Raw genomic sequence first — 24,228 nt, 5'->3', positions numbered from 1 at the left:
TCGGCAAGATGAAACCGCGATAAATATTGCTTTAGGCGTTGGATCCGCCATCTACGGTGATCCCGGTTCCCGTAATCTGTCGGGCTGCCGGGCTGGCCAGAAAGGCCACCGCAGCAGCAATGTCCTCGGGCTTGCCATAGTGACCGAGTGCTATCGACGCACGTTGCGCTTCTGCATAATCGCCATCAGCCGGGTTCATGTCTGTGTCAGTTGACCCCGGATGCACCAGATTCACGGTGATGCCATTCGGCCCCAGCTCACGCGCCAACCCGCGGGTAAAAGAAAGTAGCGCCGATTTGGACATCGCGTAGACCGACAATCCCGGCATAGAAACGCGCTCGGCGACACTCGATCCTATCGAGATAATGCGACCGCCCTGACCTAAATGCGGGATTGCCGCTTGCGATGCCAGCACCACAGCACGCACATTCACGTTCAGCGTGTCGTCAATATCCGCAAGGCTCAGTTGTGACAACATGCCGCCACGGGCAATCCCCGCGTTATTGACGAGAATATCCAGACCGCCCAGCGCTTGTGCTGCTTCATTCACCGAACGCACAACAGCAGCGGCATCCGCGCTGTCAGCCTTTATCGCGAATGCACGACGGCCTTTTGCTTCAATCGCCCGAACCACGTCCAATGCCCGTTCCTCAGAGCTCTGGTAGGTGATCGCCACATCTGCGCCTTTTTCCGCCAGCTCAAGGGCGATGGCCGCACCAATGCCACGGGAAGCACCGGTCACCAGCGCTTTTTTACCAGTCAGTTCAGTCATCGTTCATCCTATTTTGTAGTGATTGATATATAATGTTATAAACGCCCTCTGGGTAACCGTCAATTCATTTATGTAACGAACGATGCAGAATTCATTTGATCCTAAAAACGCCTCAACGGAACGTCCCGCCAAAGGGCGGCCGCGTGCGTTCGATCGCGAAAAAGCGCTGGAAAAGGCGACACTTCTCTTCTGGCGCAAAGGCTTTTCAGCCACCTCAATGTCCGATCTCACTGCCGCAATGGGGATCGGATCGCCCAGCCTGTATGCCGCGTTTGGGTCAAAAGAAGCGTTATATGCCGAAACACTTCGCTACTACGCTGAACACTGTGGTCCACGCGTTTGGGCGGGTTTCGATAGCGCTCGGACAGCGCGTGATGCCGTTCAGGCCTACCTGATGGATTCAGCCGCGGCACTTACAGGGGCGAACGGCCCAGACGACCCGCCCGGTTGTATGCTGGTGCTATCCGCCGTCGGCGAAGAAGGTCATTCCGCGCTTGGCAATATTGTGCGGGACGCACGCGCACAGGCTCTCCTCAAGCTAGAAGCGTGCTTTTCACAAGCGGTTTCCGAGGGGGAACTGGATGCCGCGCTGAACGTTAACGGACTGGCGCGCTATATTCTCGCAGTACAGGGTGGAATGGTGCTGCAATCACGCGATGGTGCTAGCCGAACAGAGCTTGAGAATATCGTTCAATGCGCCCTGCTCGGATGGGACGCGCAGGTGAGATGAGGGAAACGTTGAGCCGTCGTGAGTAACCCGCAGCGTAAAGAAAACTGGCTGTATCATGGGCTTGTTCGCTCATAATACAGCCAGCGTGTCGTTTTTTATTTAGCTAATTACTGCATGAATCGGCGGTTAGACCTCGATCTCCGCCTTATCGCCTTTCTCTTGCAGCCAGTTGCGGCGATCTTCCGAGCGTTTCTTCGCCAGCAGCATATCCATCATTGCCATCGTCTGGTCCATATCCTCTTCGCTGATGGTCAACTGCACCAGACGGCGAGTATTCGGATCCAGCGTGGTTTCGCGCAGCTGTAGCGGGTTCATTTCACCCAGACCTTTAAAGCGCTGCACGTTAGGCTTACCTTTCTTGCGCTTAAGCTGCTCCAGCACGCCCGCTTTTTCCTCTTCGTCCAGCGCGTAGTAAACCTCTTTGCCCAGATCGATACGGTATAAAGGCGGCATGGCAACATAAACGTGCCCGCCCTGAACCAGCGCCCGGAAATGGCGGACAAACAGCGCACACAGCAGCGTGGCAATGTGCAGACCATCGGAGTCCGCATCCGCCAGAATACAGATCTTGCCGTAACGCAACTGGCTGAGATCGGCACTGTCGGGATCGATACCGATCGCCACCGAAATATCATGCACTTCCTGCGACGCCAAGACTTCATCGGAGGAGACTTCCCAGGTATTCAGGATCTTACCTTTCAGCGGCATGATCGCCTGGAATTCACGTTCGCGTGCCTGTTTCGCCGATCCGCCTGCCGAATCCCCTTCCACCAGAAACAGCTCCGTCCGGTTGAGATCCTGCGAGGTACAATCGGCCAGTTTGCCTGGCAACGCTGGCCCGCTGGTCAGCTTTTTACGCACCACTTTTTTAGCGGCCCGCATACGGCGCTGAGCACTGGAAATCGCCAGCTCAGCCAGTTGCTCCGCAGCCTGTACGTTCTGGTTCAGCCACAGGCTGAAAGCGTCTTTCACGACGCCGGACACAAACGCGGCACACTGACGAGAAGAGAGACGTTCTTTGGTCTGTCCGGCAAACTGCGGTTCCTGCATTTTGACCGACAGCACGTAAGCACAGCGTTCCCAGATGTCATCTGCGCTCAGCTTCACACCGCGCGGCAGAATATTGCGGAATTCGCAGAATTCACGCATCGCATCCAGCAGCCCTTGGCGCAGGCCGTTAACGTGCGTCCCGCCCATTGGCGTAGGGATAAGGTTAACGTAGCTTTCCGTCAGCAGCTCACCGCCTTCCGGCAGCCAGAGCAGCGCCCAATCCACCGCTTCCGTATCGCCAGTAATTGACCCCAGAAACGGTTTTTCCGGCAGCGTGATCAGGCCATTTATCGCTTCGCACAGGTAGTCATTCAGGCCATCCTGATAGCACCAGCGCTGCTCGGTGTTGTTAACTTTATCTTTGAAGATGATTTCCACACCGGGGCATAAGACCGCTTTGGCCTTCAGCAGGTGCGTCAAACGGGATACAGAAAAACGGGGGCTGTCGAAGAATTTTTCATCCGGCCAGAAATGCACGCGCGTACCGGTATTGCGACGTCCACAGGTGCCAGTGACGGTGAGCTCCTGCACTTTGTCACCGTTTTCAAACGCGATGTCATGAACCTGACCATCGCGCTTAACGGTAACTTCAACACGGGTGGACAGGGCGTTCACCACGGAAATCCCTACGCCGTGCAAGCCGCCCGAGAACTGGTAGTTTTTACCGGAAAATTTGCCGCCTGCGTGCAGACGACACAGGATCAGTTCAACGGCGGGTACGCCTTCTTCCGGGTGGATATCCACCGGCATCCCACGACCGTCATCAATCACTTCCAGCGACTGATCGGCGTGCAGAATCACATCAATTCGGCGTGCATGACCCGCCAGCGCTTCATCAACGCTGTTATCTATGACCTCTTGTCCCAGATGGTTAGGACGCGTGGTATCGGTGTACATTCCCGGACGACGGCGCACCGGTTCCAGTCCGCTGAGTACTTCAATCGCATCAGCGTTATAACTTGATTGAGCCATAGTTTGCGTTAATTCTTTGAGTTCAGTGAATGGTGTTTAACGAACCGCGTTCAGCGATTCGTTTTTCAATGCATATGCGGCGATTCAGTCTGTCGTGAGCCCTAAAAAATTCACAATCGGTGTGAAAAAGCGCTCAAATCCGACAAAGGCATGATTGCCCTCTGACTCCACAGTTTGACGGCAGGCCGTGTAATACGCGACTGCCTGACGATAGTCTAGAACCTCATCCCCTGCCTGCAACAGCAGCCAGAGCAAATCCGGCGATTCCAGTCGGTCAACCTGCATGACCTTCAGATCGTAAACGTGCCGAGACTCTAGCACATATTGTTCACCGGTGTAGGGGTTCTGATATTCGCCGAGATGGTCCAGCAACAGTTCAAACGGCTTCACCGCAGGATTCACCACCACGGCAGGCAGCATAAAACACTGGGATAACCAGGTGGCATAATAACCACCGAGGGAAGAGCCAACAATGCCCACCGGACGACCGGCCCGCTCCATAATCAGCGACTCCATCATCTCAGCCGCCTCCGACGGATACGGTGGAAGCTGGGGAATCACCATATCAATTTCAGGATGCCGCTCTGCCAGCCACGTTTGCAAGGCCGTCGCTTTCGCCGACTGTGGCGTACTGTTGAAGCCGTGCAGATAAAGAAGCGTTGGCATTAGTAACCGTCCGAATCCATGTCAGGCAGGAATTCACTGCCTGAGAGACGATAGACCTCGGTTTCCAGACGGCCATCCGGCAGCAGGTCCAGATAGCGCCAGCCCGGCGCCACGTCATCAATGGTGAAGTTAGTGCAGTGTGGTTTGAACTGTACGCAGGTCGACGGCGTGGCCAGCAAGCGGCGGCCATGCCAGTCAAAATCCATCTCCTGATGAATATGTCCGCACAGTACGGTGTTCACCTGTGGATAGCGATCCAGCACCGCAGACAGATTATGCGCGTTACGCAGGCTATGCTGATCGAGCCAGGTACAGCCGGAAGGATGCGGATGATGGTGCAGCAGCAACAGCGTAAAGCGATCAGGCTGACTTTTCAGGCTGCGCTCCAGCCATTCAAGCTGGTATTCGCTCAACTCACCGTGCGGCACGCCGAACACCTGACTGTCCAACAAGATGATTTGCCACTTGTCGCCCAGCAGCACATGCTTAGACGGTGCAATGCCGGCGTCAGCCAGCGCATCGACCATCGCCGGTTGGAAATCGTGGTTACCCGGAAGCCATACGCAAGGTGCAGGGATCTGCGCAATCCCGCGTGAGAAATGGTGATAGGCTTGCAGCGTGTGATCCTGTGCCAAATCGCCCGTCGCGACGATCAAATCAAACGCATCCTGCCGAGCCTTGATGGCATTCAGCACAGCGTGATAGCTACGATAGGTGTTGATACCCAGCAAGGTTTCATGCTCGCCCGCAAAAAGATGGGTATCAGTTATTTGTAAAATCCTGACTCTGGCGCCACTCGCCACAGGCAGTGTCAACAGGCTTTCCAAATGGTGTCCTTGGTTACGTAAATCTGTCTCTACCCGTCATCTTTCAAATTGCAGAATACGTTGGTTTCCCTTGGTGGCTCGCCAGCCACTTTCCTGCGTATTGAAATCTATTGGGTATAAAAAACCGGTATCGACATCGAACCATACGCCAAACAATACTTTAGCCAATCAGCAAGAAACTGATTAATTTGATGCTTTTCGTCACGTTGATGTAACTTCTTATTAGGATAATCATAACGTGCTTTGAAACGAAAGATCTGCTGGCTGGCACACACTTCCGCAACCAACGCATCATGATACAACCTAACGCTCATCATTGGCAGGCTCCAGTAGCTGACAGTGGGCGCTGTCTGCTTAATTTCTACCAATGAGGTATAGCGAGTAGACTCAAGAATCGTCAGTTGGTAGACCGCATTATTGACGTGATAAACCGCGATTTCGCCAACTTCATCATTTTTTGGCAGCAAACGCCGCAATTGCATGAAGTTGGTTTCACATAGCCTCATCATGGCTGGGAAATCCGGAGTATAACGTTTCATAAATTCAATCCACCCACTCACGTTTCAGTTCTTCATGGTGCAATGCCAACCATTGCAAGGCAATGACAGATGCGGCGTTATCAACAATACCTTCTTCAACCCATTGATAACTTTGTTTACGGCTCACCACATGTACGCGGATATCTTCATTCTCTTCCGCCAGGCCGTGAATGCCTTTCGCCGTACGCGTATCCACTTCTCCCACCATCACCGCCAGACGCTCGCTGGTGCCGCCGGGGCTAGCAAGATAGTTGATTATCGGTCGGCAACGGCCAACCCTTAATCCGGCTTCTTCCTCTGCTTCGCGCCGCGCCACCTCTTCGTGGCTTTCTCCTGGCTCAATCATGCCAGCCACCAGCTCAAACAGCCAAGGAGAAGCACTGGTGTCGTAGGCAGCGATACGAATCTGTTCTATTAATACCACTTCATCACGCACCGGATCGTAAGGCAGCAACACCACAGCATGGCCACGCTCTAAAATCTCGCGGCTGACTTCGCCGCTCATACCACCATTAAACAGGCGATGACGGAAACGGTAACGCTCCAGCGAAAAAAAACCGTCGTACAGCGTTTCGCGTGCAATAATTTCTACATCATCTTTGGTGAAAGTAACCGGACCGGATGCGGAAGACGACATGGCTGTACTCCTGTAACAAGTATTAATGGAATCCGGTATTGTATGGCGGAATCCGCTGTCATTATACTCATCATTGTTTTTGAACGTTTATTAGGCGTGACGTCGGCTAAGTGAGGGGGATTCCCATCCATCGCATCACTTTTCGGTGTCTGACTGAACAGCAAAACGCCGCACTGAATCATCCTACAGGTCAATTTACCTGACCCTGTGGGCATATTCCGCTGAAAGATGGCACGTTCAGCTACCTTATCCTATTGGCAGATTCTGATAGAATCGACAATTATTCGTCTACAGACAGCGCTACCATAGCGAGATTGCTGCACAACAAGGAATGCAAATGAAGAAATTGCTCCCTCTTCTTATTGGTCTGAGCCTGGGCGGTTTTAGCGCCATGAGTCAGGCGGAAAACCTGTTACAGGTCTACCAGCAGGCAAAAAGCACCAACCCTGATTTACGCAGCTCTGCGGCAACCCGCGACGCCGCGTTTGAAAAAATTAATCAAGCGCGCAGCCCGTTACTGCCTCAGCTCGGTCTAGGGGCCGACTATACCTATAACAGGGGCTACCGTGACAGCAAAGGCGTCGACAGCAACGTCAAAGGCGCTTCACTGCAATTGACCCAGACCCTGTTCGACATGTCCAAATGGCGTGCGCTGACGTTGCAGGAAAAACAAGCGGGTATTGAAGACGTCACCTATCAGACCGCTCAACAAAACCTGATGCTGAATACGGCAACCGCCTATTTCAACGTCCTGCGTGCGATTGATTCGCTGTCCTACATCAACGCACAGAAGCAGGCGATTTATCGCCAGTTGGATCAAACGACACAGCGCTTCAACGTGGGTCTGGTCGCGATTACCGACGTCCAGAACGCCCGTGCACAGTATGACAGCGTGCTGGCAAATGAAGTGCTGACTCGCAATACGCTGGATAACGCGCTGGAATCACTGCGTCAGATTACCGGCAATTTCTACCCACAGCTGGCTGGGCTGAACATCGAGCGTTTCTCTACCCAGAAACCGGAAGCGGTTAACAACCTGCTGAAAGAAGCCGAAAACCGCAACCTGAACCTGTTGTCCGCACGTTTGAGTCAGGATTTGGCGCGCGAGCAGATTCGCTCCGCCGAAACAGGCTATATGCCAACGTTGGATCTCACCGCCTCAACGGGCGTGAGTGATACTCGCTATTCCGGTTCTCGGACGAATAACAGCAACTCGTTTAACGATTCAGACGCAGGGCAACACAAAGTGGGGATCAACTTCACTCTGCCACTTTACAGCGGTGGCGCAACTAACTCTCAGGTGAAACAGGCGCAGCACAGCTACGTTAGCTCTAGTGAGCTGCTGGAAAGCGCACACCGTTCTGTGATCCAGACGGTACGTTCATCGTTTAACAACATTTCTGCGTCCATCAGCAGCATCAACGCTTACAAACAGGCTGAAGTGTCTGCACAAAGCTCACTGGATGCGATGGAAGCTGGTTATCAGGTAGGAACACGTACCATTGTCGACGTACTGGATGCCACCACTACGCTGTATAACGCCAAACAGCAGCTCTCCAGTGCACGTTATGATTACCTGATCAATCAGTTAAACATTAAGTCCGCACAGGGCACATTGAGCGAAACTGACCTGCAAGCGCTGAATGCGTCACTGGGTCAACCGGTATCGACCACGCCGGCTGTAACCGACAACAGCGCTCCGCTGGCAACCACTGCCTCGGCACAACGTTAATCAGCAAGTCGAGTTTATCGATACAGATGGGGAACTACGGTTCCCCTTTTTTATGTCGATGTTTTTTGCAGAACCACGCAACTTCATCAAGTTGCAGAAGACGCGTTCATTTTTCATAAAGCGAAACGTTGCATAACAGAATGTATAGCAACGTAAAGAAACCTTTCGTTACACCTATTGCCGCTTTAAATTCAAGCAGTGTTCCCCTATTCTTAGGGACACTTATTTGTTATTGGCCGTGATGCTTTGCTCTGGGATAAACACGATGAAACGTACAAAAAATATTAATCAGGAAACGTTCCGCAAGGAATGGCGGACTTACCGTCTGGCACCTGTTGCTTTGGCCGTCAGCGCCGTATTTTTCCTCGCGGGCTGCGAACAAACTGATGAAACCGTCTCCCTCTACCAGAATGCGGATGATTGTTCGTCAGCTAACCCGTCTATGGCTGCCCAATGCACCACCGCTTACAATAATGCGTTAAAAGAAGCAGAAAAAACGGCTCCGAAATACGCCACCAAAGAAGACTGCGTAGCGGAATTTGGCGAAGCGCAGTGTACTCAAACGCCTGCACCGGCACAGGCCGGTATGGCAGCAGAATCGCAGCAGGGCGGCGGTATGTCCTGGATGCCGCTGATGGCCGGTTACATGATGGGCAGAATGATGAGTGGTGGAGCCGGTTTCACACAGCAACCGCTGTTCAGTTCAAAATCACCGGCCAGCCCGGCTAACGGCAAATTCGTTGATGCCACCGGCAAAAACTACGGTAACGCGACAACAGGCCGCACAATGACCGTGCCTAAAACTGCACTGGCACCGAAGCCTGCAACCACCTCGACCATCACGCGTGGTGGATTTGGTGAAACCGTCGCGAAGCAAAACAGCATGCAGCGCAGTAGCGCCAGTTCAAGTTCCAGCTCTTCCCGTAGCATGGGCGGCTGAGGCGTATTGAATGAAGCGGATAGATATTACAGCGCGTCCTGACTGGCAGGAAAAAGCCACCGAGTTTGGTTTTCGTTTCCACACTATGTACGGCGAGCCCTACTGGAGCGAAGAGGCTTACTACCAGTTCACGCTTGCCCAGATCGAAGAGCTGGAAGAAGCCACCGCAGAGCTGCACCAGATGTGTCTGCAAGTGGTGGAAAAAGTCGTCAACAGCGACGCGCTGCTCGCTAAATTCCGTATTCCCAAACACACCTGGGAATTCGTCAGACATTCATGGCGCACCAATCAGCCTTCGCTGTATTCACGCCTCGATCTGGCGTATGACGGCAAATCCCCAGCAAAACTGCTGGAGAACAATGCCGATACCCCGACGTCGCTGTACGAAGCGGCCTTTTTCCAATGGCTCTGGCTGGAAGACCAAATCAACGCAGGGAATCTGCCGCAGAATTCTGACCAGTACAACAGCATTCAGGAAAAGTTGATCGAACGCTTTGAAGAGCTAAAACTGAATCACGGCTTCGGCTTGCTGCATTTCGCCTGCTGTCAGGATACGGAAGAAGATCGTGGTACGGTGCAATACCTTCAGGATTGCGCGCTGGAAGCGGGTCTGCCGAGCGAGTTTCTGTACATTGAGGAAATCGGCCTCGGTGAGAAAGGCCAGTTTACCGATCCTGAAAATCAGGTGATTGGTAATCTGTTCAAGCTGTATCCGTGGGAATTCATGCTGCGCGAGATGTTTTCCACCAAGCTGGAAGATGCGGGCGTGCGCTGGTTGGAACCGGCCTGGAAAAGCATCATTTCTAATAAAGCGCTGCTGCCGATGCTGTGGGAAATGTTCCCAAACCACCCCAACCTGCTTCCTGCCTATTTCGCAGAAGATGAACATCCTGAGCTGGACAGCTACGTCATTAAGCCACTGTTTTCACGCGAAGGGGCGAACATCCAGATCGTCGAAAATGGCAAAGAGATTGCGTCAGCCGACGGCCCTTACGGCGAAGAAGGGATGATCGTCCAGCAATACCATCAACTGCCGAAATTCGGCGACAGCTATACGCTGATTGGTAGCTGGCTGGTGAACGATCAACCTTGTGGTATCGGCGTACGTGAAGATCGCGCCCTGATCACTCAGGATCTCTCGCGCTTCTATCCGCATACCATTCTGGATTAAGCATCAAATTGAAAGTAATAAGGCACGATGAAAATCGTGCCTTTCTCATTTCTACCGCAAAAAGCGAATTACCCCACCTGCACCGACAGCATACTCAGCGATCCCATTTCAAGCCCATCGACCGGAATGCTGATTGCTTCTTTGCCGTCCCAGCTTCCCAGTACATAGAGCAGCGGGAAATAGTGATCGGGCGTCGGGTTGGATAATGCGGCACCATCATGCTGCATAAAATTAACCAACGGATGGTCGCCTCCCTGATAAGTCAGGTTATCACGCACAAATTGATTGAATGAGATGGCCCACGGATACGGCTCTGCGTCACCATCCCACTTCACCATCCGCAGGTTATGCACGACGTTGCCACTGGCCACAATCATGAAGCCTTCATCACGCAGTGCCGCCAGCTTGCGCCCTAATTCGTAGTGATATGCAGCAGGCTGTGTACCGTCCACACTCAGTTGCACAACGGGAATATCCGCATCGGGATACATCTTGATCAGCACGCCCCAAGAGCCGTGATCCAAACCCCATTGGCTTTGATCGGCGGTAACGGGATACGGCGCCAACACCTGCTGGATTCTCGCCGCCAACTCAGGCGAACCGGGTGCCGGATACTGGGTATCAAACAGCGCCTGCGGGAAACCGCCAAAGTCATGGATGGTGCGTGGATTTTCCATTGCCGTCACAGCCGTACCACGGGTATACCAGTGGGCGGAAACCGCGATAATCGCCTTCGGACGCGGCAGCGTCTCACCCAGCGTTTGCCATGCCTGAGTATACACATTGCTTTCCAACACGTTCATCGGGCTACCGTGGCCGAGGAACAGTGCAGGCATCCGGGAAGTGTTGTTCATAGTCATATCCTCTGAAAGATGTCAGCGAGCGTGCAGTCACACGCGATGGCCTTACTTTACGCGTTTTATGACACAGAAAAAGTCAGAGTTATGTGATGGAGAACATCAATTAATTTGAAAGGTATAATGCGGCAAGAAAAACCACCGACAGGGATAGGACTCGCAAAAGACCAGATTAAGCAGAGCGACCTTTAGTATCAGAATAAATCTGGCTACCTTCGCGCTTTCCAACGCCCATAACCATCACAGTAATGGTCTCATCCTGGACCAAATACACCAGCCTGTAGCCAGCGGACTTCAGTTTAATTTTATACTGGTCTTTACGGCCATGAAGTTGGGCTGAAGGAACACGAGGATTTTCCAAACGCTCAACCAGCTTTTTCTTGAACTGCTCCCGGACAGGGTGCCCTAATTTTTTCCATTCCTTCAATGCAGAAGGCACAAATTTTAACTTATAGGTCATCGGGCGAAATCTCTTCCGCGTCAGCTAGTTCTGACATCCGGTCATCAACGGTACGCCCCAGTTCGGCATCTTCAGCCAGTTCCATTAAATAAGCGAATACGGCAGGAGGCACACAGTAGAACGCCGGCTCATTCCGGTTCAGTATAGCGATAGTTTCACCTTCAGCAGCCCGTACCGTCCCCATCGGGTCACGTTTCAACTCAGTAATACTGGCGGCTGTGTTAGTCAGGATGTTGAAAGCCATAATTTCATTCACTCAATTCGGTTAGTCAAAGGTGACTTAAACATACTAATAATAGCACTTTTAAAAGCACTCATTATAGTATTTCCTAAGCATCGTTTTACACTGACCGTTAAGCCGCTTTCTTTCATAAAAAGCAAAACCCCGCCGAAGCGGGGTTTTATGATGAAGGGAGTTGACCGTTAAGCCGGGTTCTGTCGTGGACAGTCATTCATCTAGGCCAGCAATCACTCACTGGCTCAAGCAGCCTACCCGGGTTCAGTACGGGCCGTACCATGTGAACCCCTATTTGGCCTTGCTCCGGGTGGAGTTTACCGTGCCACGAACTGTTGCCAGTCGCGCGGTGCGCTCTTACCGCACCCTTTCACCCTTACCTGATCCCACTTGCGTGGGCCATCGGCGGTTTGCTCTCTGTTGCACTAGTCGTAGGCTTGCGCCTCCCAGGCGTTACCTGGCACCCTGCCCTATGGAGCCCGGACTTTCCTCCCCTCCACCTGTCTCCCCCGAAAGGGACGGCAGTGAAGCGGCGACTGTCTGGTCAACTCCGGCGCGGATAATAGGGTAAATTGCCCTACTTGTCATCCCCCGATTCACCACTATCGCCTTCCTGCTCCAGCCCGTAGCGGTAAAGCGCGTTTTTCTTCACACCGTGAATTTCAGCCGCCAGCGCAGCCGCTTTCTTCAGCGGCAGCTCAGCACGCAATAGCGCCAGCGTGCGCAACGCTTCTGCCGACAGCGCGCTGTCATCAACCTGATGCCCTTCCACAATCAGCACCATTTCCCCTTTGCGGCGGTTCTCATCTTCTTTCACCCAAGCCAGCAGTTCGCCCACGGGCGCGCCGTGGATAGATTCCCAGGTTTTGGTGATTTCGCGCGCTAACACCACGTAGCGCTCGGCTCCCAGCACTTCGCTGATATCCTGAAGGCTGTCCAAAAGACGATGTGTGGATTCGTAGAAAATCAGCGTGCGGGTTTCTTCCCCTAGCTCACGCAGCTTATCTTTGCGTCCTTTGGTTTTGGCAGGCAGAAAACCTTCATAGCAAAAACGGTCAGACGCCAAACCGGACGCGGAGAGCGCCGTGATCGCTGCGCACGCCCCCGGCAGCGGCACCACGCGAACGCCCGCTTCGCGGCAGCGTCGAACCAAATGGTAGCCGGGGTCGTTAATCAGCGGCGTGCCCGCATCAGAAACCAGCGCGATGCTTTGTCCTGACTGCAATTTAGCCAGCAACACATCCGCTTTTTGTTGTTCGTTATGATCGTGTAATGCGAACAGTCGCGCATTAATCGCAAAATGTTGTAACAGCAGACCGGTATGGCGGGTATCCTCTGCGGCGATCAGATCAACGCTCGCCAATACCGCCAGCGCACGCTGCGTGATGTCACCCAGATTGCCGATTGGCGTGGGGACAATGTAGAGGGTAGATGCAGAAATGTCTGCTTGTTGGTCTTGATTCATTGTTTCATCCGGGTTGCCGATTTAATATTGAGCATCTTTAAAAAAAATCACTGGATACAGTATGCTTCCCTTTCATTTCGTCCGTACCCAGGCAAGGCGTGTTATCCCTGTTTTGTTAGCGGCACTGTTTCTCGCAGGCTGTCCAAGCCATGCACCGCAGAGCCCGCCACCCGAGGTTCAGGGCAAAGCTGACGCATCATCCGATTATTATCTGCAGCAGATGCAGCAAAGTAGCGATAATAACAAGGCTGACTGGCAATTACTTGCTATTCGTTCCCTGCTACAAGAAGGGAAAGCCCCTCAGGCAAGCCAGCAGTTCACTGCGCTGCCAGAAAAATTGAGCGCAGCGCAAAAGCAAGAACAGCAGTTACTCAGTGCGGAACTGTCCGTCGCCCAAAACAATATGGATGCGGCCAAAGCGGCGCTGAGCCAGCTTGATGTGGGCGCGCTTTCCGATCAGCAGAAGCAACGTTACTACCAGACGCAAATCAAAACAGCACAAGGTCGTCCTTCCATTGAGCTGCTTCGGGCCTATATTGCTCAAGAGCCGCTGCTGAAAGGCGACGAGCATCAGATGAACCTCGATCAGACCTGGCTGGCATTGACGCAAATGTCACCACAGGAGTCGAGCTCGCTGCTGATTAATGCGAATGAAAATGTGCTGCAAGGCTGGGTCGATCTGCTTAATAACTATCAGGATAACCGGACTTCTCCCGATCAGTTAAAGAGCGCGATTCAGGATTGGCAAACCCGCTATCCGCACCATCCTGCTGCAAAAACGCTGCCTACGCAGTTGAATCAAGTCATTAACTACCAGCAGTCATCGGTGAACAGCATCGCATTGCTGTTGCCACTCAATGGTCAGGCGCAGGTTTTCGCGAATGCTATCCAGCAAGGCTTTAACGCGGCAAAGAACGGTCAGATAGCCACTGTAGCCGTCTCTGCCCCTGTAGCACCTTCAGCGGATGCCACGCAAACCGAACAGGCCACCCCATCGCCAGAGGGTCAGAGTGCCCAATCGCCCGCACCGTACAGCGATCAGGCGGTAACCTCCCCAACGCCTGCACCGGAAGCACAGGCGACCAGCGCAGGGCTGTCCAGTTCGCTCCCGGTCAAAGTGTATGACACGTCTTCACAACCGCTGGCGAATATTCTCACACAGGCCCAGCAGGATGGCGCATCGCTGGTCATCGGTCCGCTGCTGAAAAATGAAGTGGATCAGTTGGCGAACAGCCAGTCACCGCTGAATATTTTGGCGTTGAACCAGCCGGAACACGTCGAAAATAGCCCTAACATCTGCTATTTCGCCCTCTCTCCAGAAGATGAAGCCCGAGACGCAGCAAAATTTATCCATCAGCAGGGTAAACAACAGCCGCTGGTCTTAGCCCCTCGTGGTGCACTGGGCGACCGTATCATTAACGCCTTCGCTCAGGCCTGGAACCAGCAAAGCGGCACCAGCTCACTGCAACAGCGCTTTGGCAACACGGCGGAGTTAAAACAGGCCATCAATAGCGGCGCGGGCTTAAGCCTGAGCGGTCAGCCTGTTAACGTGTCACAGCAGCAGGCACAACCGGGCACCACCATCGGTGGCTTAACCATTCCTTCTCAGGTTCAACCGACGTCCACTTCGTCCGTCAGTGGCAACATTGATGCGGTCTATATCATCGCAACGCCAGATGAGCTGGCGCTGATTAAGCCAATGATCGACATGCGCACCACATCACGCGCTCGCCCTGCGCTCTATGCAAGCTCACGTAGCTTCCAGGCTGGATTAGGGCCAGACTTCCGCCTCGAAATGGAAGGGTTGCAGTTCAGCGATATCCCACTGTTAGCCGGCGCTAACCCAGCGCTGATGCAGCAGGTCAGCAGCCAGTTTAAAAACGATTACTCGTTAGTCCGCCTGTATGCGATGGGGATGGATGCCTGGACGCTCGCCAGCCACTTTGGTGAAATGCGCCAGATTCCGGGTCACCAGATTCCTGGGGCGACAGGAATGCTGAGTTCAGGACCAGATTGCACCATCAACCGGCAGCTAACCTGGCAGCAATATCGTCAGGGCCAACTGGTCCCCGTTCTCTGAATCAGCGAGCGGCTGGTGCAGTTTACGAACAACAGGCCCGGCGTTATCTTGAACGCGCGGGCCTGACCTTCACCGCGGCGAATGTTACGCTACGCGGCGGTGAACTGGATTTGATCATGCGAGATCGCCATATTTGGGTATTTGTCGAGGTTCGCTATCGACGCAACGCCCATTTTGGTGATGCCGCAGCCAGCGTCACCCGACGCAAACAGCAGCGGTTATTGCACGCCGCTGCCGTGTGGTTGGCGCAACGAGGTGCCAGCTTTGACACGGTGGATTGCCGTTTTGACGTGCTGGCAATTACAGGCGAACAGTTCGACTGGCTCCCTAACGCCTTTGCCGCACAGGGCTAACATTTTTATACCCTAAATAATTCGAGTTTCAGGCAGGCGGCAAGAGAAGGAATCCCGATGAGCTTACTCAGGTAAGTGATTCGGGTGACTAAACGTAGCCAACGCACATGCAACTCGAAGTATGACGGGTATACCACTCGGGGATATCTTATCCTTGATGGACTTCAATTTACGTAGGTTAATTCAACGTGCTGGATAGAATAAAAGTTTGTTTTACCGAGAGTATTCAAACGCAGATTGCAGCGGCAGAAGCCTTGCCTGACGCCATTTCCCGTGGCGCAATTGCGATGGTGCAGTCTCTGCTAAACGGCAACAAAATTCTGTGCTGTGGTAACGGAACATCGGCAGCCAATTCGCAGCATTTTGCCGCCAGCATGATTAACCGCTTTGAAGCAGAGCGCCCAAGCTTACCGGCTATCGCACTTAATGCGGATAATGTGGTCTTAACTGCGATAGCCAATGACCGTTTGCATGAAGAGGTCTATGCCAAACAAGTCAGAGCGTTAGGTCAGGCTGGCGACGTACTACTGGCAATTTCAACCCGTGGCAACAGTCGCGATATTGTTAAAGCCGTAGAGTCTGCCGTTACCCGCGACATGACGATTGTCGCCCTGACCGGCTACGATGGTGGAGAACTGGCTGGGCTGCTCGGGCCGCAGGATGTGGAGATTCGCATCCCGTCACACCGCAGCGCTCGTATTCAGGAAATGCACATGCTGACAGTAAATTGCCTGTGCGATTTAATTGATAACACACTTTTTCCACACCAGAACGATTGAAGGAGCACTACATGAGGATAAGTTCTGCATTTGCCGTGCTGTCTATCGCCCTGCTGCTACAAGGCTGTGTCGGGGTTGTTGCTGTTGGCAGTGCTGTGGCAACCAAAACAGCCACTGACCCGCGTACCGTAGGCACGCAGGTTGATGATGGCACACTGGAAGTCCGCGTGACGAATGCAATCAGCAAAGACGAGCAGCTGAAAAAAGAGGCCCGTATCATTGCAACGGCTTATCAGGGGAAAGTACTGTTAACGGGGCAGGCTCCAAGCACAGAGATGGCAAGCCGGGCTAAGCAAATCGCCCTCGGCGTGGACGGGGCAGCCGAAGTCTACAACGAGATCCGCCAAGGTACGCCGGTTTCAATGGGAACCGCCTCCATGGATACCTGGATCACCACCAAAGTGCGCTCACAGATCCTGGCGAGCGACACGGTTAAATCCTCTAACGTGAAAGTCACAACGGAAAACGGTGAAGTCTTCCTGTTAGGTCTGGTGACACAGCGTGAAGGCACCTCCGCCGCAGAAATCGCCAGTAAAGTTGGCAGCGTGAAACACGTCACGACGGCCTTCACCTACCTGCAATAACGCGATTTTTTCTTTAAAAAACAAAAACCGCTGATGACTCCATCAGCGGTTTTTTTATCTCTGCGCTTTTTATCCCAGTTCAGGGACACGTATCTTTGCCCGATGAGATCGGGGCCCAAGAAAACTATGGCATAGCGGGGTTAAGCAACCAGAGTGCACGGCGGGTTTCAACGCTGATGTGGCTCGGTTCTTTATCACGCGCGCCAGCCTCACCGGTGAGCAATTCCGCAAAACCCGTCTGCCTGATTTGCGCTTGGTAACGCGGCGTTTTCAAACCACGCTCTGCCTGCAATAGCAGCGGGATAAGACGGCTGCTTTGCCTGTCCATCGTTTTGCGCGGCCACGCTTTATTTTCATCCAGATAAGGTGCCATAAAATCCAGCGCCTTTATCACACTGCTTCCCGTTGGCGTTTGGTACTGCCAGATATTCTCCCCGACCCGAGAAGCCAGCATCGCCATATCTGTTATCGCCTGAAGGTTGAAGTAGCTGTAATGGAAAGAACGGGTACGCGCCAGCTCTTCAGGCTGGGCACCGTCTGGTTGCAGTTGGTGATCCAATTTCTCTCGCTGCAATTGCGCCATGGATTTCACCACGTCGATTTTCCCCAGATACCAGGCGATCCCCGCAACCTGTACGGTATACCAGCTACCGTGGTTGTTCTGGGCCGTTGCCTCTTTTTTCCCCAATTTGCTGGTTTGTAGCCAGTGCAGATAATCGCTCATCCATGTCTGCATCTGCTGTTCATCCTGCGCCGTCCAGCCCGGAGCGTGACGCAGCATAATCAGCGAGTCGACGATGCGGGTGGAAAAATAGCGCCCGTCCAGCACGCCCGAGCCTCTGCCCGGCGCGATGCCCGGCACGCCCTGCGCAAAGTCGAGATTAGGGTTCATGCGCGTAGCGGGGTCAATAAACCAGTTACGGATCATCGACATAGCCTTATCGGCATAAGCCTGTTTGCCAGAGAAGTACCACGCCAGCGTCAACGCCTGCGTTTGAGCGGTGAATTTTGCCAGCCTAACCCCATCGGTCTCCTCATCCTTGCTGGCAGGGTTTACCTGCCCATCACGACGAATCCAAGGCAAACCATCAGCTTTGTCGGAATCGGGCCACCAGTAGGCGCTGAGGCTCAAATAATCATGCTTTGAACCACTGGGTGGCGTGGATTTCTTTTCCATCACGCTAGGGTTACCCATTTTCAGTGCGCGATCGGCTTCCGAAATAAGCTGCTCGTACGCCATTCGCGTTTGCGGCTTTTCCGTTTTCTGCTGTAGCTGCTGTTTCACCGAGGATAGCTGAGACTGCTGCAAGAAGGCGTAGGGATTATCGGGGGATGACGCTTTAGACTCCGCGTCCGCACGGGCAACAGAAGCCACACAACACAATGCAACCAGTAAACCTGACCAATAACGTAACCGCATACTTTCTCCTGATGTCGAAAACACGACCGTTAACGCAAAAATTTCTCGGTATACTAACGAACAAAATTTATTAATTCAGATTGTTATCTCGCAAAAATGCGTCGCCGCCCATCTGCCTCATCTGGCGTAAAATCCACTGCTGACGTTGAATAACATAGCCGGAGGGCGCGTTTGCACGAAAGCGAATGGGGTTTGGCAGCACCGCCGCCAGTAGGGCTGATTCACTTGCTGTCAGCCTGCTGGCAGGCTTGTTGAAATAACGTCTGGCAGCCGCTTCCACACCAAAAATCCCGGGGCCAAATTCGGCGATATTCAGATACACGGTCAGAATCCGCCGTTTCGTCCAGACCAGCTCAACCCCGGTGGTAATACCCGCCTCAAGCCCCTTGCGCACCCAGCTACGTCCATCCCACAGAAACAGATTTTTCACCATCTGCTGCGACAGCGTAGAGGCACCTCGAATCCGCTGCGTATTGCGCTCGTTGTGCTTCAGTGCCTGGCCAATCGCATCAAGATCGAAGCCCCAGTGCTGGGGGAATTTTTGATCTTCCGCCGCCATCACCGCTAGCGCCATTTCCGGTGCGATCGCCTCCATTGCAACCCAGTCCGAATGGGCAACGTAGGAGAATTCGCCCTTCAACCATGCGCTGATCTGCCTGTCGACCATCACTGCGGAGAACGGCACGGGCAGGAAGGAAAACAACAGGATGCCAGCCAGCCATGCACCGATGACAACCAACAGACTCCGAACAATCAGGCGCTTCAGCCACGTGAATAAGCCTCCACGCCCTCGGCTCCACCTCATTCGGTGAGATCCAATACGCGAGCAACGAGCTTATCAATGCCTTGCGCCGCTTCGCTGATGGAGTTAGCCAGCATATAGGCGGGTGTCGTCACGATTTTATGCTCCTCATCAACCACGATATCATCGACCGGACAAACCACGTGGATTCCGCCCATTTCTTCGACAGCCTCAGCGGTATCAATATCGTTACCAATGGTTACGCGAACAGGTACACCCAAAATCGTCGGCAGCAGTGCAGGTGAGATGCAAATAAAACCAATTGGTTTATTTTGCTTATAAATTTCCTGTGTGAGCAATTGCAGCGTTTCATCAATCTGACACGCCGTTCCTTGCGTTGCGAAGTCACTTAAATTTTTCGCAGCGCCAAAACCACCCGGTACAATCAGTGCATCTAAGTCTTGTGCATTCGCGGTGGAAAGCGGCTGGATTTTTCCTCTGGCGATCCGTGCTGATTCTGCTAAAACGTTGCGATTCTCACCAGTTACGTCACCCGTCAGGTGATTAACCACCTGTAATTGTGGCTTATCTGGCGCAAAGCAAACCGCTTGTGCGCCCGCGCGATCCAGCGCAAGTAACGTCAACACGGCTTCATGAATCTCGGAACCGTCATAAACACCACAGCCACTAAGGACAATGCCGACTCGTTTCATCATCTTTTCCTTCATTTCATTACATCAACTAATTGATTTTTTAATTGACAAACACTAATCTACATCACACATTTTAATGATTCTTGTAACAAAGATTTCTACATTTGCTATTTTGTTGCTTGATGAAGATGTACAGTAGCTAGGTTTTAATCGCTGTTGTAAGTTGTAGTCGTTAAGAACGTTTACCGTTATGGTAGAGCAGTTCTAGTAGGAACATAGTTAAGACACGAATATCCGCACTTGCGAGTTTACAAACCCTGAGATCTAAATGCAGGTGCATGTTTTCCCTGGTGTTGGCGCATAATTCGCGCACCCCGGCTTCGGCCGGGGTCATTTTTTTCTACCGTATGAAAACGTGCAAAGTCCTCGTATCCCCCAACTCTCTTCAATCGTAACCACCTCTCAATCTGACGCCGTTTTGCATTTTTTGCATGATATCGCGTGAGACGAAAAAAATTTTCTAACCGTTTTGCTCGCCACGTCCCTGTGGCCGCAACAGACCGTATCAGGATTCTTTTTCTGCTTTTGCTACCCAATCACGCAGTACCTGAACGTCATGGCGCCAGTCGTGCTTAAGCTCATCAACCCATTCCTGCACGTTATCCCACCATGCCGGTAGCGATGAGGTCTGAATCTGCTGGGCAACTTGCTGCAGATGTCGCAGCCCAACGGAACCCGCCGCCCCTTTGATTTTGTGACCTTCTTCCGTAATACCTTTCTCATCGCGCGCCGTCATGTTGGAATCCAGAATCGCCAGATAGCCCGGCATCATCTGTTCAAACATCTCCAGACTCTGGTGAATCAATTTCGGCCCCACCAAATCCAGATACTGTTCCAGCATCGGGATATCCAGCAAATCTTCTTCTGCGTTTGCCATTTCATCACCTTCCTCAATCACTGGTTCTTCCGTCCACACCGTATGAGTATCCCAGAATTGTTTGATGACGGCCGTCAGCGCTGGCACCGACAGCGGCTTGCTGAGCACGTCATCCATACCCGCATCCAGATATTCACGTTTATCTTTCAGTACGTTCGCCGTCAGCGCCACCAGCGGCGGCATGCTACGTTTGCCATAGCGTGAACGCAGCTGACGCGCCACGTCCAGCCCAGTCATATCCGGCAGTTGGATATCGAGCAGTACCAGATCGAACTCATCGGGATCGAACATGTCCAGCGCTTTCTGCCCGGTCATCGCGACATCCACACTGTTCCCCAGTTTTTCCAACACCGAACGCGCGACCACCACGTTCAGTTCGATATCCTCCACCAGCAGAACGTGCAGTGCCGGTAGCGGCAAATCATCGTCGTCTTCCAGACCGCTTCCCGCTTCATCGACGCTCGGTGCAATGACCGTCAGGGTAAAGCAGGAACCCTTGCCTTGCGTGCTGGAAACCTGGATATCGCCCCCCATGTTCTGTGCCAGACGCTTCGACACCGCCAGACCGATTCCCGTGCCCGTTGCAGGCTTCCCGCCGTGCTGGTCTTTGACCTGATAATACATAGCGAAGATTTTTTCCAACTCATCCGCCGGAATCCCCATCCCGGAATCTTCCACCTCAAAGCGCAGGCGATCGCCCTTTTCATGCCAGACGCGCACCACAATTTCGCTTTTTTTGCCGTTCTCACCCTTCGGCGTGAATTTCACCGCATTACTGAGCAGGTTCCACAGAATCTGCCGCAGGCGCGTTCCGTCAGTCATGACTTTCTGCGGCAGAGGCTGATGCTGGTCCATAATCAGCTTCAGGCCTTTCGGCTCCGCCAGCAGGCCGCCGAGGTTTTCCAGATCCACCAGGAAACCGGTGAAATCGATCGGTTGGTTATCCAGTTGCACCTTGCGGCGCTCCTGCTTGTCCATCTCGATTACGTCGTTAAAGATATTGCCCAGCGTAATCGCGCTGACGTGGATGGTTTTCAGGTATTTTTGCTGTTCAGGGTCAAGTTGCGTATCCAGCAGGATACGACTTAACCCGACAATGCCATTAAGCGGCGTACGAAGCTCGTGGCTGATAGTTGAGATAAAAGTGGTCTTCTCCCTACTGGCGTTCTCTAACGCGTCCTGGTAACGCTTACGCTCCGTTATATCGCGTCCAAATCCCATCAGCCCGTGACGTTTGCCCATTCGGTCATAAAACGGCACCTTGCGCAGCTCAAAACAGGCTTTACGGCCATCGGGATAAACCAGCCATTGTTCATAGGTCAGAGAAACGTTGTGGCGGAACACTTTTTCGTCCGTCTCCATCACTTTCTCGGCAATATCGGGGGCGTAAACATCTTGCGGCGTCAGGCCAATGAGCTGCTTCTGGCTTTTGCCCACCAGCAGTTCCATCGCACGGTTGCAGCCGGAGAATTCTTTCTCTTCGTTACGGTAGTAAACCAAATCCGGCGAGGCATCGAGGAACGAGCGCAGCAGCGCCGACTGTTGCTCCAGCTCAATCTGCGCCTGTTCGCGGCGGGACATTTCTTCTTTGAGTCGGCTCATCACCAGCACACGCGCGTCTTCCGCTTTGATACGGTCGGCGATTTCCTGATTGAGCTGCGCGATATTCTCCTGAAGCTGCGCATTCAGCTCCAGATCCCGGTGGCGCATTTCTTCCAGCTTCGCTACCAGCTTCGACAGCCGCTGGCGCGACTCTTCAAGCTGTTCCACCACCACGGAGAGAAAATAAACGGCCCAGGGCGTAATCAACAGCCCGAAGAAAATGGAGCGGACGACGTCGATGTTTTCGACTTCCCCACTGAGCAACAGGGTGACCGCCATTTGCACCACCATCGCCAGCAGCACCAATACCGAGGCCAGCAGCAGTGAAAAACGGACAAGCCCCAGTTTTACCATCAAATCAACATAGTACTGAGCTAACAGACGAATTTGCTTCATAGCGATTTCCCTTAGTCACCAACCCGCGCATCATAACGTAAAATAACGGCTTATACGGCGCTACCCCGTAGATTCACAACACGAAATATCAGCCTCTACTGCTCGTGTCTTTTGACGCATTACATACTAGCGTAGCGGTAGGGTGTGCCGAGCGCGGAACCCTGTACGCCATGTGTTTGCAGATAGCGATCCAACTCGACCATGCCCGTCCAGCGGTTTTCACACCAGAGCGGGGCCAGCAGGGTCGGACGGCGGGCGCTGGCGGAAATGCGGTGATAAATCACATCCGGCGGCGTATGGCGAATCATCTCTCCCGCCGTCTCCACGTAGCGATCCAGCGCCAGCTCGGGCAGCCTTCCGGCTCGCCAGGCCTTCGCCATCGTGCTGCCTTCGACGATATGGAGAGGATGAAGCTTGATGCCTTCCACGCCGGTCTCGATAACCTGCTCCAGCGTCGATAAACAGCGCTGTGCGTCTTCTCCTGGTAAACCCACAATCAGATGGCTACACACTTTCAGCCCGCGTTCACGCGCACGGCGGGTGGTTTCCTGATAGCAGGCGAAGTCATGGCCGCGATTAATCCGGTGCAGCGTTTTGTCACATGCGCTTTGCAGCCCCAATTCCAGCCAGACCTCGTAACCCTGTTCATGATAGCGGGACAGCAAATCCAGCACCGCATCGGGCACGCAGTCGGGGCGAGTGCCCACACAAAGCCCCACCATTTCGGCCTGCTTCAGCGCTTCCTGATACATGCTTTCCAGCACCTGAACCTCGGCATAGGTGCTGGTATACGCCTGAAAATACGCCAGATAGCGTTTGGCTCGGTTCACCTTTCCCGCCTGCGCTTCCAACTGCTGTGCAATGCTGCGTTGCTGCATCTGCTCATCGGCAAACGAGGCCACATTGCAGAACGTGCAGCCGCCTCGCCCCAGCGTCCCGTCACGGTTTGGGCAATTAAATCCGCCGTGCAGCGTCAGCTTGTGAACCTTCTCGCCATAGCGACGTTGAAGATTTCCGCCAAACATATTGATTAATTTTTGCAATTGCATATTCTAACCTGCTCCCTTGAGGAACAGCAGACTACCTTTCTCTCGCTCCCTTCGCGATGACCGCGATCAATCACACACATCCCAATGAAATGAATTTTTATTCGCTTTTAGTGAAAATAAACTCACGTCGGTGCTAATTAATTTTTCTTATCCCGTATGCTCGCTTAATGAAAAGATGAAGCAACACTTAAAAATAGTTTCATAAAATCTAAAAGTAGCCATATACAGCACAATATGCTGTGACGCAGAAAGAACATAGCACGGAGAAGGGTTCTCACGCTTTTGTATAGTGATACAGCTCACACTTCAATTAAACCCCATATTCATTTACCGAGATAGTTTTTCTAAAAAAATCATTATCTTTCATAGGTATAATTAAAAATTATCGCTTATCAGCACATTTTACACTGGTATTTGACCTGAACAGGCTTTCTCGCTAATTTGGGGATCCGCTGGAAGCTTTCCTGACGGGCACACAACTCGTCATATTTATGCAGTAAATGAAGACTCCCTCTAAAAACAAGTCATTTACCACTTGTGAGACCGTCACGAGAGGCCGAAGAAGAGAGCGTAATACTAG

Annotated in this window: 23 protein-coding genes and 1 other RNA gene; 8 read left to right on the top strand and 16 right to left on the bottom strand. The window is 52.9% G+C overall.

All coding sequences use genetic code 11. The features are described from left to right. Window positions 1-31: 31 nt before the first annotated feature. Window positions 32-772 carry a 3-oxoacyl-ACP reductase family protein gene (locus tag EIP93_RS01895; protein ID WP_103942150.1) on the bottom strand — a complete coding sequence of 247 codons (741 nt, stop codon included), beginning with the start codon at window positions 770-772 and terminating at the stop codon, window positions 32-34. 82 nt (window positions 773-854) lie between these two features. On the opposite strand from EIP93_RS01895, the gene EIP93_RS01890 reads away from it, so the two are divergent. Beyond that, on the top strand, window positions 855-1,502 hold the full coding sequence (locus tag EIP93_RS01890; protein ID WP_125232181.1) for a TetR/AcrR family transcriptional regulator: 648 nt from the start codon (window positions 855-857) through the stop codon (window positions 1,500-1,502). Between the two features lie 126 nt (window positions 1,503-1,628). Here EIP93_RS01890 and parE read toward each other — a convergent pair whose 3' ends face one another. From parE to nudF, 5 genes are all read right to left on the bottom strand, one after another. Further along, window positions 1,629-3,524 (bottom strand): DNA topoisomerase IV subunit B, encoded by a 1,896-nt coding sequence (parE, locus tag EIP93_RS01885; RefSeq protein ID WP_102117115.1) that lies wholly within the window; start codon window positions 3,522-3,524, stop codon window positions 1,629-1,631. 84 nt (window positions 3,525-3,608) lie between these two features. Then, window positions 3,609-4,190, bottom strand: a complete 582-nt coding sequence (gene yqiA, locus EIP93_RS01880) for an esterase YqiA (RefSeq protein WP_103861627.1) — start codon at window positions 4,188-4,190, stop codon at window positions 3,609-3,611. Next, window positions 4,190-5,017 (bottom strand): 3',5'-cyclic-AMP phosphodiesterase, encoded by an 828-nt coding sequence (gene cpdA, locus EIP93_RS01875; RefSeq protein ID WP_010297432.1) that lies wholly within the window; start codon window positions 5,015-5,017, stop codon window positions 4,190-4,192. Before cpdA ends, yqiA begins: the two co-directional genes overlap by 1 nt. A 107-nt stretch (window positions 5,018-5,124) precedes the next feature. Then, window positions 5,125-5,556 (bottom strand): DUF1249 family protein, encoded by a 432-nt coding sequence (locus EIP93_RS01870; protein WP_125232180.1) that lies wholly within the window; start codon window positions 5,554-5,556, stop codon window positions 5,125-5,127. A gap of 4 nt (window positions 5,557-5,560) precedes the next feature. Next, on the bottom strand, window positions 5,561-6,193 hold the full coding sequence (gene nudF, locus EIP93_RS01865; RefSeq protein WP_103942154.1) for an ADP-ribose diphosphatase: 633 nt from the start codon (window positions 6,191-6,193) through the stop codon (window positions 5,561-5,563). Between the two features lie 337 nt (window positions 6,194-6,530). Between nudF and tolC the strand changes: the two genes are divergently transcribed. From tolC to EIP93_RS01850, 3 genes are all read left to right on the top strand, one after another. Beyond that, the gene (tolC, locus tag EIP93_RS01860; RefSeq protein WP_103861629.1) at window positions 6,531-7,925 is read left to right on the top strand and encodes an outer membrane channel protein TolC; all 1,395 of its coding nucleotides are present in this window, start codon (window positions 6,531-6,533) and stop codon (window positions 7,923-7,925) included. A gap of 265 nt (window positions 7,926-8,190) precedes the next feature. Next, window positions 8,191-8,865 carry a DUF1190 family protein gene (locus tag EIP93_RS01855; protein ID WP_103861630.1) on the top strand — a complete coding sequence of 225 codons (675 nt, stop codon included), beginning with the start codon at window positions 8,191-8,193 and terminating at the stop codon, window positions 8,863-8,865. Window positions 8,866-8,875: 10 nt separating this feature from the next. Beyond that, on the top strand, window positions 8,876-10,036 hold the full coding sequence (locus EIP93_RS01850; RefSeq protein ID WP_010297418.1) for a glutathionylspermidine synthase family protein: 1,161 nt from the start codon (window positions 8,876-8,878) through the stop codon (window positions 10,034-10,036). Window positions 10,037-10,104: 68 nt separating this feature from the next. Here EIP93_RS01850 and ygiD read toward each other — a convergent pair whose 3' ends face one another. The 5 genes from ygiD to rsmI form a co-directional block, all read right to left on the bottom strand. Continuing rightward, complete coding sequence (gene ygiD, locus EIP93_RS01845) at window positions 10,105-10,890, bottom strand: 4,5-DOPA-extradiol-dioxygenase (RefSeq protein ID WP_119158995.1); 786 nt, start codon at window positions 10,888-10,890, stop codon at window positions 10,105-10,107. A 175-nt stretch (window positions 10,891-11,065) separates the two neighbouring features. Then, on the bottom strand, window positions 11,066-11,353 hold the full coding sequence (locus EIP93_RS01840) for a type II toxin-antitoxin system RelE family toxin (RefSeq protein ID WP_039493031.1): 288 nt from the start codon (window positions 11,351-11,353) through the stop codon (window positions 11,066-11,068). Beyond that, window positions 11,343-11,597, bottom strand: coding sequence for a type II toxin-antitoxin system Phd/YefM family antitoxin (locus tag EIP93_RS01835; RefSeq protein WP_039470361.1), 255 nt, complete (start codon window positions 11,595-11,597; stop codon window positions 11,343-11,345). Before EIP93_RS01835 ends, EIP93_RS01840 begins: the two co-directional genes overlap by 11 nt. A 164-nt stretch (window positions 11,598-11,761) precedes the next feature. After that, an RNA gene (gene rnpB / locus EIP93_RS01830) (RNase P RNA component class A) lies at window positions 11,762-12,140 on the bottom strand. A 25-nt stretch (window positions 12,141-12,165) separates the two neighbouring features. Continuing rightward, entirely contained in the window at window positions 12,166-13,053 is an 888-nt protein-coding gene (gene rsmI / locus EIP93_RS01825) for a 16S rRNA (cytidine(1402)-2'-O)-methyltransferase (RefSeq protein ID WP_116586249.1), read from the bottom strand. A 61-nt stretch (window positions 13,054-13,114) separates the two neighbouring features. Between rsmI and EIP93_RS01820 the strand changes: the two genes are divergently transcribed. From EIP93_RS01820 to dolP, 4 genes are all read left to right on the top strand, one after another. Next, window positions 13,115-15,133, top strand: coding sequence for a penicillin-binding protein activator (locus tag EIP93_RS01820; RefSeq protein ID WP_125232179.1), 2,019 nt, complete (start codon window positions 13,115-13,117; stop codon window positions 15,131-15,133). After that, on the top strand, window positions 15,130-15,486 hold the full coding sequence (locus EIP93_RS01815) for a YraN family protein (protein WP_039279491.1): 357 nt from the start codon (window positions 15,130-15,132) through the stop codon (window positions 15,484-15,486). Before EIP93_RS01820 ends, EIP93_RS01815 begins: the two co-directional genes overlap by 4 nt. Before the next feature lie 188 nt (window positions 15,487-15,674). Further along, window positions 15,675-16,265, top strand: coding sequence for a DnaA initiator-associating protein DiaA (gene diaA, locus EIP93_RS01810; RefSeq protein ID WP_005975525.1), 591 nt, complete (start codon window positions 15,675-15,677; stop codon window positions 16,263-16,265). Window positions 16,266-16,276: 11 nt separating this feature from the next. Beyond that, complete coding sequence (gene dolP, locus EIP93_RS01805; RefSeq protein ID WP_103861636.1) at window positions 16,277-16,849, top strand: division/outer membrane stress-associated lipid-binding lipoprotein; 573 nt, start codon at window positions 16,277-16,279, stop codon at window positions 16,847-16,849. Window positions 16,850-16,973: 124 nt separating this feature from the next. Here the strand turns inward: dolP and EIP93_RS01800 are convergent, their stop codons facing one another. The 5 genes from EIP93_RS01800 to mnmL all read right to left on the bottom strand — a co-directional run bounded on the left by EIP93_RS01800 (window position 16,974) and on the right by mnmL (window position 23,648). Beyond that, window positions 16,974-18,269: an alginate lyase family protein gene (locus EIP93_RS01800; RefSeq protein WP_103861637.1), complete on the bottom strand. Its 1,296-nt coding sequence runs from the start codon at window positions 18,267-18,269 to the stop codon at window positions 16,974-16,976. Between the two features lie 70 nt (window positions 18,270-18,339). Beyond that, a complete protein-coding gene (gene mtgA, locus EIP93_RS01795) occupies window positions 18,340-19,074 on the bottom strand; it encodes a monofunctional biosynthetic peptidoglycan transglycosylase (protein WP_107332186.1) in 735 nt (244 codons plus the stop codon). Next, on the bottom strand, window positions 19,071-19,724 hold the full coding sequence (elbB, locus tag EIP93_RS01790) for an isoprenoid biosynthesis glyoxalase ElbB (protein WP_103861639.1): 654 nt from the start codon (window positions 19,722-19,724) through the stop codon (window positions 19,071-19,073). Before elbB ends, mtgA begins: the two co-directional genes overlap by 4 nt. Before the next feature lie 505 nt (window positions 19,725-20,229). Continuing rightward, window positions 20,230-22,599, bottom strand: a complete 2,370-nt coding sequence (gene arcB, locus EIP93_RS01785) for an aerobic respiration two-component sensor histidine kinase ArcB (protein WP_125232178.1) — start codon at window positions 22,597-22,599, stop codon at window positions 20,230-20,232. Window positions 22,600-22,718: 119 nt separating this feature from the next. Then, complete coding sequence (gene mnmL, locus EIP93_RS01780) at window positions 22,719-23,648, bottom strand: tRNA modification radical SAM protein MnmL/YtqA (protein ID WP_010296700.1); 930 nt, start codon at window positions 23,646-23,648, stop codon at window positions 22,719-22,721. Window positions 23,649-24,228: the final 580 nt, after the last annotated feature.

The sequence above is a fragment of the Pectobacterium versatile genome (genome assembly GCF_003932035.1).
Classification (GTDB): Bacteria; Pseudomonadota; Gammaproteobacteria; order Enterobacterales; family Enterobacteriaceae; genus Pectobacterium; species Pectobacterium versatile.
Note: the sequence above shows the minus strand (reverse complement) of the source record. Positions and strands in the feature narration are given on the sequence as shown.